13 protein-coding genes and 1 pseudogene are annotated in these 15,037 nt (G+C 62.6%); 3 read left to right on the top strand and 11 right to left on the bottom strand.

What is annotated here, in order from left to right; translation table 11 throughout:
* Window positions 1-117: 117 nt before the first annotated feature.
* Window positions 118-1,197, bottom strand: coding sequence for a trypsin-like serine peptidase (locus tag ACWGTI_RS04830; protein ID WP_454586045.1), 1,080 nt, complete (start codon window positions 1,195-1,197; stop codon window positions 118-120).
* A gap of 402 nt (window positions 1,198-1,599) precedes the next feature.
* Here ACWGTI_RS04830 and ACWGTI_RS04835 point away from each other — a divergent pair, with 402 nt between their 5' ends.
* Window positions 1,600-2,691, top strand: coding sequence for a S1 family serine peptidase (locus ACWGTI_RS04835; RefSeq protein WP_454586046.1), 1,092 nt, complete (start codon window positions 1,600-1,602; stop codon window positions 2,689-2,691).
* 83 nt (window positions 2,692-2,774) lie between these two features.
* Here ACWGTI_RS04835 and mgrA read toward each other — a convergent pair whose 3' ends face one another.
* From mgrA to ACWGTI_RS04870, 7 genes are all read right to left on the bottom strand, one after another.
* The gene (gene mgrA, locus ACWGTI_RS04840; protein ID WP_454586047.1) at window positions 2,775-3,821 is read right to left on the bottom strand and encodes an L-glyceraldehyde 3-phosphate reductase; all 1,047 of its coding nucleotides are present in this window, start codon (window positions 3,819-3,821) and stop codon (window positions 2,775-2,777) included.
* Window positions 3,822-3,878: 57 nt separating this feature from the next.
* Window positions 3,879-5,021 carry a Gfo/Idh/MocA family protein gene (locus ACWGTI_RS04845; protein WP_454586048.1) on the bottom strand — a complete coding sequence of 381 codons (1,143 nt, stop codon included), beginning with the start codon at window positions 5,019-5,021 and terminating at the stop codon, window positions 3,879-3,881.
* Between the two features lie 11 nt (window positions 5,022-5,032).
* A complete protein-coding gene (locus ACWGTI_RS04850; protein ID WP_454586049.1) occupies window positions 5,033-5,779 on the bottom strand; it encodes a sugar phosphate isomerase/epimerase family protein in 747 nt (248 codons plus the stop codon).
* Between the two features lie 90 nt (window positions 5,780-5,869).
* A complete protein-coding gene (locus ACWGTI_RS04855; protein ID WP_454586050.1) occupies window positions 5,870-6,964 on the bottom strand; it encodes an ABC transporter ATP-binding protein in 1,095 nt (364 codons plus the stop codon).
* 5 nt (window positions 6,965-6,969) lie between these two features.
* On the bottom strand, window positions 6,970-7,905 hold the full coding sequence (locus ACWGTI_RS04860; protein ID WP_454586051.1) for a carbohydrate ABC transporter permease: 936 nt from the start codon (window positions 7,903-7,905) through the stop codon (window positions 6,970-6,972).
* Window positions 7,898-8,791: a carbohydrate ABC transporter permease gene (locus tag ACWGTI_RS04865; RefSeq protein WP_454586052.1), complete on the bottom strand. Its 894-nt coding sequence runs from the start codon at window positions 8,789-8,791 to the stop codon at window positions 7,898-7,900. Before ACWGTI_RS04865 ends, ACWGTI_RS04860 begins: the two co-directional genes overlap by 8 nt.
* Before the next feature lie 82 nt (window positions 8,792-8,873).
* Window positions 8,874-10,115, bottom strand: a complete 1,242-nt coding sequence (locus ACWGTI_RS04870) for an ABC transporter substrate-binding protein (RefSeq protein WP_454586053.1) — start codon at window positions 10,113-10,115, stop codon at window positions 8,874-8,876.
* 393 nt (window positions 10,116-10,508) lie between these two features.
* Here ACWGTI_RS04870 and ACWGTI_RS04875 point away from each other — a divergent pair, with 393 nt between their 5' ends.
* Window positions 10,509-11,552: a LacI family transcriptional regulator gene (locus tag ACWGTI_RS04875; protein WP_454586054.1), complete on the top strand. Its 1,044-nt coding sequence runs from the start codon at window positions 10,509-10,511 to the stop codon at window positions 11,550-11,552.
* Window positions 11,553-11,558: 6 nt separating this feature from the next.
* Here ACWGTI_RS04875 and ACWGTI_RS04880 read toward each other — a convergent pair.
* Together ACWGTI_RS04880 and ACWGTI_RS04885 are read right to left on the bottom strand one after the other, a co-directional pair.
* Window positions 11,559-11,657 (bottom strand): annotated as a pseudogene (locus ACWGTI_RS04880) (hypothetical protein); the annotation flags it as partial.
* 54 nt (window positions 11,658-11,711) lie between these two features.
* A complete protein-coding gene (locus tag ACWGTI_RS04885; protein ID WP_454586055.1) occupies window positions 11,712-12,509 on the bottom strand; it encodes an NAD(P)H-dependent oxidoreductase in 798 nt (265 codons plus the stop codon).
* 96 nt (window positions 12,510-12,605) lie between these two features.
* On the opposite strand from ACWGTI_RS04885, the gene ACWGTI_RS04890 reads away from it, so the two are divergent.
* Window positions 12,606-13,538 (top strand): LysR substrate-binding domain-containing protein, encoded by a 933-nt coding sequence (locus tag ACWGTI_RS04890; protein ID WP_454586056.1) that lies wholly within the window; start codon window positions 12,606-12,608, stop codon window positions 13,536-13,538.
* Between the two features lie 50 nt (window positions 13,539-13,588).
* Here ACWGTI_RS04890 and gndA read toward each other — a convergent pair whose 3' ends face one another.
* Window positions 13,589-15,016 (bottom strand): NADP-dependent phosphogluconate dehydrogenase, encoded by a 1,428-nt coding sequence (gndA, locus tag ACWGTI_RS04895; protein ID WP_454586057.1) that lies wholly within the window; start codon window positions 15,014-15,016, stop codon window positions 13,589-13,591.
* Window positions 15,017-15,037 lie beyond the last annotated feature (21 nt).

The following is a 15,037-nucleotide window of genomic DNA, read 5'->3' on the forward strand; positions in this document are numbered from 1 at the left end:
CGTAAAACTGTGCAAGGGAGTGATTTCGATACAAAAAACCGGCGGCGGGAACGTCCCGCCGCCGGTCTGGCATTGCCAGTCTTCGTCGCTGTTTGCCGGCGAAAAGATCAGGTGGCTTTATTTGTACAGGCTGTTGATCCACTCCACATTGGCGGCGTTCAGGCGCACGGCCGTGTTGGCATTCGGGCTTTCGGCCACGTTGACGCCGGTGACAACCCGCTGCTTGGCGCCATTGTCATAGGCGTAGACCGAGCTGCCGCTCGACCCCGGATAGGTATCGCAGTCGTACTGGAAATACTCCGCGCCGATATTTTCGGCGTGCACTTCGCAGGTCGCCTTCCACATCGTGCCCATCGGCTTGTCGCCGGGATACCCGACGATATTGGCGGTGAAATCGCCGAGATTCTCATAGTTGGCATAACCCAGCCAGCCGAGATTTGTGCCGACATCCTGCTTCAGCGTGATAATGCCGAGGTCCCACGGAATGACCGAGCCGTAGTAACCCTGATAATTGTCGATGAAGCCCTGCAGGATATAGACGCTCTCATAGCTGAAAGCGCCAAACGGTGCATCGTCGGCCGTGTTGCCGTTGAGCGACGGCACGAAAATGACGTCGTCGAGCCAGGCCTTGTCTTCGTTGCTGTAGAGGCAATGCGCGGCGGTGAGCACCGTGCGCGGACCGATCAAGGTCCCCGAACAGCTGCCATAGCCGCTCTTGGCTTTGCCTTCGATATACCCGATCGCGGTGAACGGGTAGGTCTTGGTGTTCTTGATCTGCTCGCGGTCGTCGGCCCCGAATACCTGGCGGCCGGCTTCGTCGCCGCCCGTCAGCCCGGTCTTGTCGGCGGCCGGTGCGTTGGCAGGCGCATTCAGTTCCTTGATGACAAGGTCCTTCAGCGTCTCGTCGGCATCGATCTTGATGTCCTTGCCATCGGCGGAACGCCCGACGATGCCATAGGATTTGACCGCCGACCCCTCGTCGGTCAGCGGCGCTGCCCGGCTGGCTTCGTCTTCGGTCAGTTTCGGCGGCGCGATCGGCTTCGCCCGGCCCGGCTGGTAGTCGCCCGTGCCAAGATCGCGCATGCTTTCGCCGTTGCCGGCATTCGCGGAACCCGGATCGGCGGCGAAGGCAGGCATCGCCCACAGTGCGGTGGATAGCAATGCGGACGCAATGATAGTGCTTGTCAGTTTCGTCATGGTGAGACTCTCCCAAAAGTCAGCAAGGAGTGGATCAAAATACAGAAATATTGTCGAGATCGTGGTGGTGTTAAAAAATCAGTTTGGTTACCCGCCCGTATCGGATCATCGTTCCGGGCGGCCTCGTTAAAGCCCTCCGCCAAACGCACCCGCGTCGATATACTGCCTAAAATAATTCAACATTGGCAATGACAAATCACTTCCACGTAGCCCGTGGGGGGCTATAGGGTTTGGTGGGCTTGGCCCGATACGGCACGATTAGCAAAAGTGGTATTTCGGTTTTATGACCGTTTACGCGCCGTCCAATCTGGCGCGGGCTGCGGTCGGCGTGCCGGTTCCGCTTCGGCCGATTGTGCGTGGTTGCGGCACGGCTCGGCAATTTTCATCTCAGGAGGTTTCAAGGTGAACATTTTCCATCGGTTCAGGCCGCTCGCCGCTGCATCGCTGTTGGGCATCACGGCCGCTTTTCCCGCCGTCAACGCGCTGCAGGCGGCCGACGCCGCCGTCAGGCCGGAAGCGGCGGTCTCGCCGATGCAACGCGTTGCCGAAGCCAGGGACAAGGCCAGGGCCGAGAACCCCGACGGTGCCGACCGCGTCTATGGCGGCAAGGAAGCCGACAAGGGCGCCTATCCCTTCCAGGTGGCGCTGCTGACCACCGCCCGGCTGGACCCCAGCCCGGCCTCGCAGCCGAATGCGCAATTTTGCGGCGGCAGCCTGATTGCACCGCAATGGGTGCTGACGGCGGCCCACTGCCTCAACGACAAGGGCCGGCCGATATCGCCCGACACGGTGACGGTGCTGACCGGCGCCACCGACCTCACCGAAGGCAAGCGCTACAAGGTGGTCGAGGTCATCGTCAACGAGGGCTATAGCGAACAGAGGCTGGACAATGATCTCGGGCTGCTCCGGCTGGCGGAGCCCGCTGATGCGCCGGTTATCAAGATCACCAATGAGCCGACACCCGACAGTGGCAAGACCACGGTCATCGGCTGGGGCAAGATGCAGGATGGCGCCTTCCCGACCGCGCTGATGGTCGCCGATCTCGATCTCGAGCCCAGTGCTGCCTGCAACAGCGGCATCAAGTCGATCTACGCGCATGACCTCAAGGCGGCGCTCAGCGATCTCTCACACCGCATGCGCTATTCGGAAAAGGGCATCGATGCCGCCGCCAATGCGATTGCCGCCGATATGTCCGATCCGCTGACCAAGAACATGATCTGCGCCGGCACTGACAGCGGCGAACGCGACGCCTGCAACGGCGACAGCGGCGGGCCGCTGTTCATGACCGGCGCCGACGGTCCGGTGCAGGTCGGCGTTGTCAGCTGGGGTGAAGGTCCGTCCGACGGCACCGCCGCCTGCGGCCACAAGAACGCCTATGGCATCTATACGCGGCTGGCCAACTACACCGGCTGGATCGAGGAGAAGATGAAGACCCCGGCTCCGGCCGCCGCGGCTGCGCCCAAGGCTGGTCTCGGCACAGCCAAGAAGCCCTGAGGCGAGAGCGGTTCATCGTCTCATGAAAATGTAAAACGGCGGGATTCTCCCGCCGTTTTCGTTCGTATCGTTTGCCGGCTGTCTTACTTCCTCGGCGGCCCTTTGCGCTCCGCCGAAGCCGCCCACAGATTGATGTCGGATTCGCGCGCGTAAGTGTCGATCTCGGCGAGCTCGGCGTCGCTGAACTCGAGCACCTTGAGCGCACCGACGCAGTCCTCCACCTGTTCCGGCCGGCTGGCGCCGATCAGCGCCGAGGTAACCCGGCCCTTGCGCAGCACCCAGGCCAGCGCCATCTGCGCCAGCGTCTGGCCACGCTTGCCGGCGATCGTGTTCAACGCCTGGATGTTGGCGATAGTCTTGTCGTTGATGAATGCGGGCCGCAGCGACTTGCCTTGGGAAGCGCGGCTGCCCTCGGGAATGCCGCCGAGATATTTGTCCGTCAGCATGCCTTGCGCCAAAGGCGAGAACACGATCGAGCCGACGCCGAGCCCTTCGAGCGTATCGAGCAGCCCGTCCTCCTCGACCCAGCGGTTGAGCATCGAATAGCTCGGCTGATGGATGATGCAGGGCGTGCCGAGCTGCTTCAATATGTCGGCCGCCTCGCGCGTGCGCTGCGAATTGTAGGACGAGATGCCGGCATAAAGCGCCTTGCCCGAACGCACCGCATGGTCGAGCGCTCCCATCGTTTCTTCCAGCGGCGTATCGGGGTCGAAGCGGTGCGAATAGAAGATGTCGACATAGTCGAGCCCCATCCGCTTCAGGCTCTGGTCGAGGCTGGCCAGAACATATTTGCGGCTGCCCCATTCGCCGTAAGGACCGGCCCACATCTCGTAGCCGGCCTTGGTCGAGATGATCAGCTCGTCGCGATAACCGGCGAGATCGGTGCGCAATATCTCGCCGAACGCCGTCTCGGCCGAGCCGGGCGGCGGACCGTAATTGTTGGCCAGGTCGAAATGGGTGATGCCGAGATCGAAGGCCTTGCGCGCAATCGCCTGCTTGGTCTTGTGCGGCGTGTCGTTGCCGAAATTGTGCCACAGGCCAAGCGAGATCGCCGGTAGCTTCAGGCCGGATCGCCCGCACCTGTTGTAGAGCATCTTCTCATAGCGGTTTTCAGCCGGCTGCCAGCGCATGGGGACATATCCTGGATTGAATGGGTGTCGGCGCGAGCGCGCCGACACCCTTCTACCTCATTTCTTCTTCGCCAACAGCCCTTTTGCGTCCTTGACGCCGAGTGCAGCCGGCCGCTCGCAACTGGTCTGCATGGCGACGAACTTGCCGGTCTCGCCCGACCGCAACAGCCCGGTCATGACGTCGACGGCATGCAGCGCCAGCTCCATCGAGCAGCGATGCGGCCTTCCCTCGGCGATCGCCAGCGCCATGTCGGCAAGTCCGGCGGTGCGGTAGTTGGCCATCATGCCCTGGCCGTGCATTTCGTTGGGCACGCCGAACGGATGCTTCCATTTCGGCAGTTTCTTCACCGGCTTGGCCGCCTCGGTGATGCGCACGTCGCCGCCGAAGAAATTCGGATCCGGCACATACACCGTACCCGCCTCGCCATAGAGTTCCATCGGCGCATGGCCATGGCTCCAGACGTCCCAGCTGGTGTTGAGCGTGATCACCGCACCGTTTTCGAATTCCAATAGGCCGTGGATGGTGGTTGGGGTGTTGACCGGGATTTTTTCGCCGGCGCGCGGCTTCGATGAAATAGTCCGCTCCTTGGCCGGCGTTGTCGCAAAGGCCGCGACCTGTTTCACCGGCCCGATCAATTGGATCAGATTGGTGATGTAGTAGGGTCCGATGTCGAGCACCGGCCCGGCGCCCGGCTGGAAGAAAAAGTCCGGATTGGGATGCCAGTGCTCCATGCCGTGGCCCATGACATGGCAGGTGCCGCTGGTGATCTTGCCGAGCGCGCCGGTGTCGATGAGATTGCGCACCAGCTGGTGCGCGCCGCCGAGGAAGGTGTCGGGGGCCGAGCCGATGCGCAGACCCTTCTTCTCGGCGCGGCTCTTCAGGTCGAGCCCTTCCTTGACTGACAGCACGAACGGCTTTTCCGAATAAACGTGCTTGCCGGCATCGAGGATCTGCTTCGACACCTCGTAATGCACCGCCGGAATGGTCAGGTTGACGATGATGTCGATCTCGTCGTCCTTGAGCAGTTCCTCGACGGTCTCGGCGCGCAGCTTGAATTCCTTCGCCCGCGCTCTTGCCGCGTCCATGTTGATGTCGGCGCAGGCACGCATCTCGATGCCGCGAAACAGCGGCGCCAGCGAGAAATACGCCTTCGAGATGTTGCCGCAGCCGATGACGCCGATACCCAGTTTCTTTGCCATGATGATTGTTCCTAGTAAGCCTTGACGGACGCGAGCGAGCGGCTGGCGAAGCGCTCGATGTCGTTGGGGTTGTCCTGTTCCATGACGTAATATTTGGCCGCACTCTTGGCGCGCAGCGTCTTGATGAGGCCGGCCCAGTCGATGGTGCCGTGGCCGACATCGGCCCAGCCGTCCTCGTCGAGGCCCTCGCCCGGTTTGGCCATATCCTTGACATGGACGGCGCTGATGCGCTTGCCGTGCTTTTCGATCCACGGCAACGGATCGACGCCGCCACGGATCACCCAGGCGACGTCCATCTCCCACCCGATGTCAGGGGCGGCCGACAGGATATGATCCTGTGGCACCGAGCCGTCGGCGAGCTTCTTGAACTCGAAATCATGGTTGTGCCAGGCAAAGCCGTAACCGGCCTTCTTCGCCGTTTCGCCGACCTTGGCTAGACGCTCGCCGAAGCCGCGCCAGCCGGCCGCATCCGCAGGCCGCTGCTCGGCCACGAGATAGGGACAGATGACCAGCGTGATGCCAAGCGCATCGGCTGTCTTGCGCACGCCGTCGAAATCATTCTCCAGCGCGTCGATCGAGAAATGCCCGGTCGGCATCGCAAGCCCGTTCCTGTCGAGTTCGGCGCGGAACGCCTTGGGGTCGTCATAGACGCCGCCAAAGCCTTCGACTTCCTTGTAGCCGACCTTGCCCAGCATTTTCAGGATGCCGTCCCAAGGCAGGAAATTGCGGGCGCTGTAGAGTTGGAATGACCAGTTCATCGTCTCTGTCCGTTTCTTGGGTGGTGGGTCTTGGGGATCGTTCTTGGGGGGATCGTTCTTGGGGGATGTGATTGGGATGATTGTCGAAAGTTACAGGCGGTTGCCGATGGCGGCATCGAACAGCGAAGCGCGCGCCGGATCGAAACCGAACTGGACCGGGTCGCCGCTATTCAGCGTCCTTTCCGCCTCGACGCGGAACGAAAGGTTGCGGCCGCCGAGCTTGGTCCATACCAGCGTGTCGGAACCCATCGGCTCGACGATCTCGACCGAACCGGTGGCGGAAAACGGCATCGACTTTGCCGCGTCACCGAAGGCGATGTGTTCAGGCCGAATCCCGAGCACGCAAGCTCCGGTCGGACGCTGCTTACCGTCAAAGGCATAGCGCTCGAGCGGCACCGAAACACCGTCGGTCTTGAACGTCGGACCGGCCTCCAGTTCCCCTTCGAGGAAATTCATCGCCGGCGAGCCGAGAAAGCCGGCGACGAAGCGGTTGACCGGGCGGTTGTAGATCGTCTGCGGGGCGTCGAGCTGCTGGATGACGCCGCCGCGCATGACGGCGATGCGATCGGCCAGTGTCATCGCCTCGATCTGGTCGTGGGTGACATAGATCATGGTGTTTTGCAGCTTGCGGTGCAGGAGCTTGATCTCGACACGCAGTTCGGAGCGCAGCTTGGCATCGAGATTGGACAGCGGCTCGTCGAACAGGAAGACGTCGACATCGCGCACCAGCGCTCGCCCGATCGCCACGCGCTGGCGCTGGCCGCCGGACAGGGCCGCGGGCTTGCGCTGCAGCAGCGGCTCGATCTGGAGGATTTCGGCGGCGCGCGCGATGCGCTTGGCGATCTCTACCCTGGGCACGCCGGCAACGCGCAGGCCGAAGGACAGGTTCTTCTCCACCGTCATCTGCGGATAGAGCGCGTAGGATTGGAACACCATGCCGATGCCGCGGTCCTTGGGCTCTTCCCAGGTGACGTTCTTGCCCTTGATGAAGATGCGACCGTCGGAAATGTCGAGCAGGCCCGCGATGCAGTTGAGCAAGGTCGACTTGCCGCAGCCCGAGGGACCGAGCAGCACGATGAACTCGCCCTCGGCAACATCGAGGTTGAGCGTCTGCAGCACCGATACAGAGCCGAAATTCAGCGACAGATCCTGGATCGAAACGCTTGTGCCGTTGGCTGCCGTCATCGCCATCACCCTTTCACCGCGCCGGCGGCGATGCCGCGCACGAAAAGCTTGCCGGAAATGAAGTAGACGATGAGTGGCACAAGGCCGGTCAGGATGGTGGCGGCCATGTTGACGTTGTACTCCTTCACGCCTTGCACCGAATTGACGATGTTGTTGAGCTGCACCGTCATCGGATAGGTGTCGGGGCGGGTGTAGACGACGCCGAACAGGAAGTCGTTCCAGATGCCGGTCACCTGCAGGATGATGGCGACGACGAAGATCGGCAGTGACATCGGCGCCATGATGCGCAGGAAGATGCCCCAGAATCCGGCGCCGTCGACGCGCGCCGCCCGGAACAGTTCTTCCGGCATCGAGGCAAAATAATTGCGGAACAGCAGCGTCAGGATCGGCATGCCGAAGATCGAATGCACGATCACCAGCCCACTGAGGCTGCCATAGAGGCCGATCTCGCGCAGGATGATGACGATCGGATAGATCATCACCTGGTAGGGAATGAAGGCGCCGACGATCAGGATGACGAAGAATGTGTCGGCCCCCTTGAAACGCCAGTTGGCGAGCGCATAGCCGTTGACCGAGGCAATCGCGATCGACAGCAGCACCGAGGGGACGGTGATGCGCACCGAATTCCAGAAGCCGCGCGAAAGCCCGTCGCAATTGAGGCCGGTGCAGGCCGTCGCCCACGCCTTGACCCACGGCTCGAAAGTGATTTCGAGCGGTGGCGCAAAGATATTGCCGAGCCGTATCTCGGGCATGCCCTTGAGCGAGGTGACGACCATCACGTAGAGCGGCAGCAGATAATAGACCGCCATCACGATGAGGGTGCCATAGAGGAAGATGTTGCGGCGCGACAAGACATGCCGCGGCTTCGGCCCGCGCGGCCCCAGGGCTTCGCGCTCGGCGGCACCCGCGCCGGCGGGCAAGGAGACGGCCGGATCAGCCACGCTTCCTGCCTCCGAATTCGAGGTAGGCCCACGGAACGATGACGATCACCACCGAGAGCAGCATCATGGTCGAGGCGGCGAAGCCCTGGCCGAGGTTCTGGGCGAAGAACATGTAGTCGTAGACGTATTTTGCCGGCACTTCGGAGGCGATGCCGGGGCCGCCGCTGGTCTGGGCGACGACAAGGTCGTAGACCTTGACGATGCCCGAGGCGATGATGACCAGCGTGGTGATGAAGACCGGCCGCATCATCGGGATGACGATGAACAGATAGGTCTTCCACATCGGAATCCCGTCCACCCGCGCCGCCTTCCAGATGTCCTCGTCGATGCCGCGCAGGCCGGCCAGCATCAGGCACATGATGAGCCCTGTGCCTTGCCACAGTGCCGCGATCGATATGCCGTAGATGACGATGCTTGAGTTATAGAGCGGGTCGAAGCTGAAGCTCGTCCAGCCGAGATCCTGCACCACACGCTGGATGCCGAAATCGGGATTGAGCAGCCACTGCCAGACCAGACCGGTGACAATGAAGGAAAGCGCGAACGGATAGAGGAAGATGGTGCGGAACGTGTCCTCGAAGCGGATCTTCTGGTCGAGCAGTGCCGCAAGCAGGAAGCCGATGACCAGCGAAAACACCAGCGAGATCGCGCCGTAGATCAACAGGTTCTCGATCGAGATCAGCCAGCGCGGTGTCGACCACAGCCGGTAGTACTGATCGAGTCCAACAAAATTCAGCCGCGGCAACAGCTTCGAATTGGTGAAAGAATAGAGCACCGTCCACAACGTGCCGCCAACGAAGACCACCGACGCGGTGAGGATCATCGGGATCGAGGCGACCTTCGCATTGAGGTTGCGGAACAGCGGGTTGGGGCGTTCGCTCTTGCTCATCTCGTCAGCCGGGTGGGTAAGGGCGGGAGGGTCCCGGCCCTGCTTGTGGCAAGGCCGGGACCGGGGAGGATTGGCTCAGGCGTTAGTCGGCCGAAGCGATAAGGTCGGCGAAGCGCTTCTGCGCCTCTTCGACCGTCATGTCCGGCTTAGCGAAGAATTCGGAGAAGAGATCCTCCTTCTGCTTCTGGCTGTCCTGCGACATCAACTGGTCGGTCCAGGGCATGACGCTGCCCTTGGCCAGGATGTCGAGGCCCTTCTTCATGCAGTCATTCGCCGCCTGCAGGTCGACGTCGCCGCGCACCGGCAGCGAGCCCTTCTTCAGGTTGAAGGCAACCTGCGTCTTGGGATCGAGCAGCGTTTCGGCCAGCACTTCCTGCGCCTTGGACTTGTCGGCGTCCTTCAGCAGCGGGAAGTAGAAAGCATCGCCGCCGGTGGCAATCACCTCGTTCAGCCCGAGGCCCGGAAGGCAGGTATAGTCCTTGCCGGCGGTCTGGCCGGCGACCTGGAATTCGCCCTGTGCCCAGTCGCCCATGATCTGGCCACCGGCCTTGCCGGTAATGACGAGATTGGTTGCCTGATTCCAGTCCTGCACATTGGTGTTCTTCGCCATCTTGCGCGCATCGTCCGCGGCCTTGAACACCTTGGCGACCTCGGGCCCGGCGGCGAATTTCGCGTCCTTGTCCTTGTAGACCTTGAGGAAGGTATCGGTGCCGCCGACAGCCGCGAGCAGCACGTCGAAGGCGCCGGAGGCCTGCCAGGGCTGCCCACCGACGGCGAGCGGGATGATGCCTGCCTTCTCCAGCGCAGGGGCGGCCGCCACATATTCATTCCAGTTCTTCGGCACCGGCACGCCGGCCTTTTCGAAGGCCGCGTTCGACAGCCACAGCCACTGCCAGGAGTGGATGTTGACCGGCACGCAGTAGATCTTGCCGTCGATGGTGCAGCTGTCGAGCAGGCTCTTCGGCCGCACGATTTCCGTCCACTTGCCCTTGGTCGCGACATCGGTGAGGTCGCGCATCAGGCCGGCCTGCACCAGCTCTTCCGCCTGCCGGCCGTGGTTGAACTGGGTGGCGCCCATCGGATCGCCGCCGGTGATACGGCTGATCATGATCGGCCGCGCCGTACCACCGGACCCGGCGATGGCGCCATCAACCCAGTGATTGCCCGTGGCATCGAACGCCTTGGCGAGTTCCGCAACCGCCGCCGCCTCGCCGCCGGACGTCCACCAATGGGTGACTTCCAGGTCGGTCGCGGCTGCCGGGCCAGCAAACTGCAGCGCGGCCGTCGCGGCAGCAAAGGCAGCGGTCAAAAGTTTATAGCGCATTTCGGTTCCTCCCAGAATCTGAAACGTTACAGATTTTCGATACGGCAATTGTGCGGTGCGCGCAACCCCCGGCGCCAGATGATCTGATATTTTTTCGAGACGCGAACAAATTCCTTGCGCATAAACCGGCAAATCCATCACAAAATCGGCTGCTGCGCTGCAAAATCATGCTGCAGTGCAAGAAATCCGCCACAGGTCCGTTTTCTCGCGCGGCTTCGGCCGGGACCGAAAACCCTGCAGGAACCACGAATGGGGCGGTCTGCGGTGGCAATATTGGCAATCTGTAACGTTTCAGTATATTCATGTCTGGCGAGCGAAGAACCGTGCCACATCGTCATCGAAGCGATTGTCGGCCGGTCCTGCGGCTGCTATGCGCCTGATGGGGCGGGACGAATGGACAGAGACCAGACGGACAAGGACGACGAAGCGTCGGCGCATGAGCGGCCGACGCTGAAGACGCTTGCCTTCATGACCGGGCTCGGCGTCACCACCGTCTCGCGTGCGCTCAAGGATGCACCCGAGATCGGCGCCGAGACCAGGCGGCGGGTCCAGCTCGTCGCCAGGCAGATCGGCTACCGGCCGAACCGCGCCGGCGTGCGCCTCAGAACCGGCAAGACCAATGTCATCAGCCTCGTGCTCAACACCGAGCGCGAGATCATGAGCTTTGTCTCCGACATCATCTACGGCGTCTCGGAGGTCATTGCCGACACGCCCTATCACCTGATCGTCACGCCCTATTCGCGCTCGCAGGATCCGCTTGATCCGGTGAAGTACCTCGTCGAGTCCGGCTCGGCCGACGGCGTCATCATTTCGCGCACGCAGCCCAATGACCCACGCGCCCGCTACATGCTGGAGCGCGGCATTCCCTTTGCAACGCATGGCCGCACCGATATGGGGCTGGTGCACCCCTATCATGACTTCGACAACTACGCCTTCGCCGCCGAGGCGGTGCGCCATCTGGCCGGCATCGGTCGGCGCCGGCTGGCGCTGGTGACACCGCCTGTGGGGCTCACCTATTACGGCCACACGGTGAACGGCTTTGCCGATGCGCTGGGCGAGGTCGACGCCAGCGAAGTGCCGTTCAACACCGTTTCAATCGACCAGTCGATCGACCAGATCAGGACGCGGACCGCGCAGCTGATGCGCCGCGACGTCCGGCCGGACGGTTTCGTCAGCAGCGCCGCCGCGGCAACGCTGGCCATCGTTGCCGGCATCGAGGATGCCGGCCTGAAACTCGGCCGCGACGTCGACGTCGTGTCCAAACAGTCGTCGGAGCTGCTGCATTTGTTCCGCCGGGAGTTGCTGATCGTCAACGAAGACTTCCGCCTGGCAGGCACCGAGCTTGCCCGCGCCGTGCTGGGCTGGATAGGCGGCGCGGCACCCGGCTCTTTGCAGACTGTGGTCAAGCCGGGCGACGTCGTCGCCTACCGCGGTTAGCCAAGCCTAACCCGCCGCACCGCTGCCCCATGGGCCGTGGAACGCGCCCTGCTCGCCAATGCGCTCGAAGCCATGCGCACCGAAAAAGTCACGCTGCGCCTGGACATGCATAAAAACAAAGACCTAAAGCGGCATGAATCCGTTTCGACGCGGCGCGCTTTAGTCTGCCATGCCCTTGCGGCTCAAGTGGAGTTCGAAGCCTGCCGCTCCCGGATCGCCCAGTTCGGCAAGAAGCCGCATGCTTGGGATCAGGTAGTCGCCGCCATTCTGCCGCCGATAAGGAATGGGCGCCGTGGTCGCAAGCGTCCGCATCCTCTCGCGCAGTCGTTCGGCGATGGGTTCGAAGCCGGCTTCGTCGAAACGGTCGGCACTGTAGATCACGAACGGCGGAAGCACGTCGTAACCCGGATAATAAAGGATCCCGTGATTGATCGGGAACAGCAGGTCGTCAATCGGCCCGTTGACGCCACGCAAAGAATAATGCTCCTCCCAACCGCCGGCCGTGACGATCAGCATTGCTCGCTTACCCGCGAGTGTGCCCTCGCCGTATCGGTCACCCCATCGCTTGTCGCTATGTTCGCCGACGCCATAGGCGAAGCCGTAGGCAAAAACCCGGTCGACCCAGCCCTTCAGGATCGCCGGCATGGTAAACCACCAGAGCGGAAACTGCAGGATCAGCGCATCGGCCCAAAGCAGCTTCTCGATCTCGGTTTTGACATCTTCAGTCAGCGCATTGGCCTCGAACGCCTTTTTTGAGGCCACTACCGGAACGAGCCGCGCGTCCGGCGACACGCCGGGGAAGTCTGCGCGGTCGACCTCCGATTTCCAACCATCGGCATAAAGGTCGGACACCCTCACCTCGTGGCCTTGGGCCTGGAGTTCCTTAACCGCTACGTCACGGAGCGCACCGTTCAGCGAGCGCATCTCGGGATGGGCGAAGACAAGCAGCACTTTCATGATTCAGCGATCCTTTATTGGAAGATGTTGACCCTGAGATAGCCAATGGCCGCACGATCCGCTATATATTGATAATGAATAACATTGTGCCGATTAATGGATAGATCGGACATCACTCTGGAGCGCATGCGCACCTTCGTGCGTGTCGCCGAACGGGGCAGCTTTTCAGCGGTCGCGCGCGAACTTGGGATTGGTCAGTCGACAGTCACCCGGCATTTGCGTGAACTGGAGGAGGCCATTGGCGTGGCTTTGCTCAGCAGGACCACCCGCCGTGTCACGATGACCGATGAGGGCAGCCGTTACTATGCCGACAGCGTCCAGATCCTGCGCCTTGTCGAACAGGCGAGCGACGAGGCACGCGGCACGCGCGGAGCGCCCGCGGGCACGATCCGGCTCTCCTGTACCGCGGCTATCGGAGTGCTGCATGTCAGCCAGCTGATCTTCGCGTTTCAGGACCGCTATCGCGACATCGGGGTCGATTTCAGCCTCACCGACGAGCGCGTCGACCTTGTCACAGAAGGCATCGACATCGCGCTTCGTCTGGGTCCGCTCGCAGACAGTTCCATGAAGTTACGGGCGCTCGGCCAGTCCCGACGTCTGCTGGTGGCGGCGCCGGGCTATCTGGCTGAGCGGGGCAGGCCTGCAGGTCCTCGAGACCTGGCCGGTCACGAGGGCATCCGGATGTCAAACATCGCTGGCAGCGACACGCTTGTCCTGCAAGGACCGGATGGCGAGCGCCATGCCGTGCCGTTTGCAGGGCGTCTTCGGGTCGACCACGGACTTGCCGCGCGCGAAGCCCTGCTCGCCGGACGCGGCATCGCGCCTGCCCATCAATGGCTTGTCGGCGATCTCCTGGCGTCCGGCCGGCTTGAGGCGATCCTGCCTGACTATACGCTGCCCTCGGTCCCGCTGAGCATGCTGATTGTCCCCGAGCGCGCCGGCATTGCCCGGGTCCGGCTGCTGGTCGATTTTCTCGCCCAGCAGATCAGCGGCATCCCCGGGATCGGGAAGCCGCGTGTTGAGCGGTGAGTATTTCCGGTCCAGCCGGCAAGCAATGCCGGCTGGACCATGAGCATGATCTAGCCAGCCGCGCCGCTGCCCCATGGTCCATGGAAGGCGCCCTGCTCGCCGATGCGTTCGAAGCCATGCGCGCCGAAAAAGTCACGCTGCGCCTGGATCAGGTTCGAGGTGCCGCGGCCCTGGCGGTAGCTGTCGAAATAGGCGAGCGCCGAGGCCAGTGCCGGCACCGGCGAGCCGGCCTCCGATGCCTTGGCGACGATGCGCCGGAGCGACGGATGCGCCTCCTGCATCATGGCGATGAAGGCCGGCGCCATCAGAAGGTTGGTGGCAGCGCCGCCGGAGCCGAAGGCTTCCGCCATGGTGTCCAGCATCTGCGAGCGGATGATGCAGCCGGCGCGCCAGATCTTGGCGATTGTCGGCATCGGCAGGTTCCAGTTGAACTCCTTCGAGGCGCCGCTCATCACCGCGAAACCTTGCGCATAGGCGGCGATCTTGCCGGCGAGCAGCGCCAGCTCCAGGTCTTTCAGAAGTGTCGCCTTGTCGCCGGAAATCTTGGTCACGCCGATATTGCCATAGGCCTTTTCTGCCGCCTGGCGCTCGTCCTTGATCGAGGACAGCACGCGCGCCGCAACCGCCGCCTCGATCGCTGTCGCCGGAATACCAAGCTGCTGCGCCTCGATGACAGACCATTTGCCGGTGCCCTTCTGGCCGGCGCGGTCGAGGATGATGTCGACCACCGGCTTGCCGGTTTTTGCATCGTCGGCGGCCAGAACCTTGGCGGTGATCTCGATCAAATACGAATCGAGCCGGCCCTTGTTCCAGTTTTCAAAGACGGTGCCGATCTCCTTCGGCCCCATGCCGAGGCCGTCGCGCAGGATGCCGTAGATCTCGGCGATCATCTGCATGTCGGCATATTCGATGCCGTTGTGGATGGTTTTCACGAAATGCCCGGCGCCGTCGGTGCCGAGCCAGGCAGCGCACGGTTCGTCCTTGAATTTGGCCGAGATCGCCGTCAGCACACTTTCGACGCGCTTCCAGGACTCTTCGGTGCCGCCGACCATGATCGACGGGCCGTGGCGTGCACCTTCCTCGCCGCCGGACACGCCCATGCCGATGAAGGTCAGGCCCGAGCCGGACAGCTCGGAAAAGCGCCGCATGGTGTCGCGGAAATTGGCGTTGCCGGCATCGATGACGATGTCGTTGGCCGACAGCACGCCGCGCAGCGCTTGGATCTGCTCATCGACCGGCTTGCCGGCCAGCACCATGATGATGATCGGCCGCGGCGGCCGGATGGCGTCGGCGAGTTCCTCCAGGCTGTAGCATGGGACAACCATGTCCCTCAGCGATCCGGCGCTTTCAAGAAAGGCGTCGGTGCGTGCCTTGGTGCGGTTGAAGACGGCGATGCGATGCCCGTGCTCGGCAATGTTGAGCGCCAGGTTGGAGCCCATCGTGCCAAGGCCGATCAGGCCGATTTCGGCTTTTTCCATCGTTTCTTCCCTGTTTTCGGA

It is taken from the genome of Mesorhizobium sp. ArgA1, from assembly GCF_053714375.1.

What these genes read in the sequence shown, in the direction of transcription:
- ACWGTI_RS04830 (WP_454586045.1), bottom strand. Translation starts at nt 1,197, where the DNA reads ATGACGAAACTGACAAGCACTATCATTGCGTCCGCATTGCTATCCACC.
- mgrA (WP_454586047.1), bottom strand. Translation starts at nt 3,821, where the DNA reads ATGCGCTGGCAGCCGGCTGAAAACCGCTATGAGAAGATGCTCTACAAC.
- ACWGTI_RS04845 (WP_454586048.1), bottom strand. Translation starts at nt 5,021, where the DNA reads ATGGCAAAGAAACTGGGTATCGGCGTCATCGGCTGCGGCAACATCTCG.
- ACWGTI_RS04850 (WP_454586049.1), bottom strand. Translation starts at nt 5,779, where the DNA reads ATGAACTGGTCATTCCAACTCTACAGCGCCCGCAATTTCCTGCCTTGG.
- ACWGTI_RS04855 (WP_454586050.1), bottom strand. Translation starts at nt 6,964, where the DNA reads ATGACGGCAGCCAACGGCACAAGCGTTTCGATCCAGGATCTGTCGCTG.
- ACWGTI_RS04865 (WP_454586052.1), bottom strand. Translation starts at nt 8,791, where the DNA reads ATGAGCAAGAGCGAACGCCCCAACCCGCTGTTCCGCAACCTCAATGCG.
- ACWGTI_RS04870 (WP_454586053.1), bottom strand. Translation starts at nt 10,115, where the DNA reads ATGCGCTATAAACTTTTGACCGCTGCCTTTGCTGCCGCGACGGCCGCG.
- ACWGTI_RS04875 (WP_454586054.1), top strand. Translation starts at nt 10,509, where the DNA reads ATGGACAGAGACCAGACGGACAAGGACGACGAAGCGTCGGCGCATGAG.
- ACWGTI_RS04885 (WP_454586055.1), bottom strand. Translation starts at nt 12,509, where the DNA reads ATGAAAGTGCTGCTTGTCTTCGCCCATCCCGAGATGCGCTCGCTGAAC.
- ACWGTI_RS04890 (WP_454586056.1), top strand. Translation starts at nt 12,606, where the DNA reads ATGGATAGATCGGACATCACTCTGGAGCGCATGCGCACCTTCGTGCGT.
- gndA (WP_454586057.1), bottom strand. Translation starts at nt 15,016, where the DNA reads ATGGAAAAAGCCGAAATCGGCCTGATCGGCCTTGGCACGATGGGCTCC.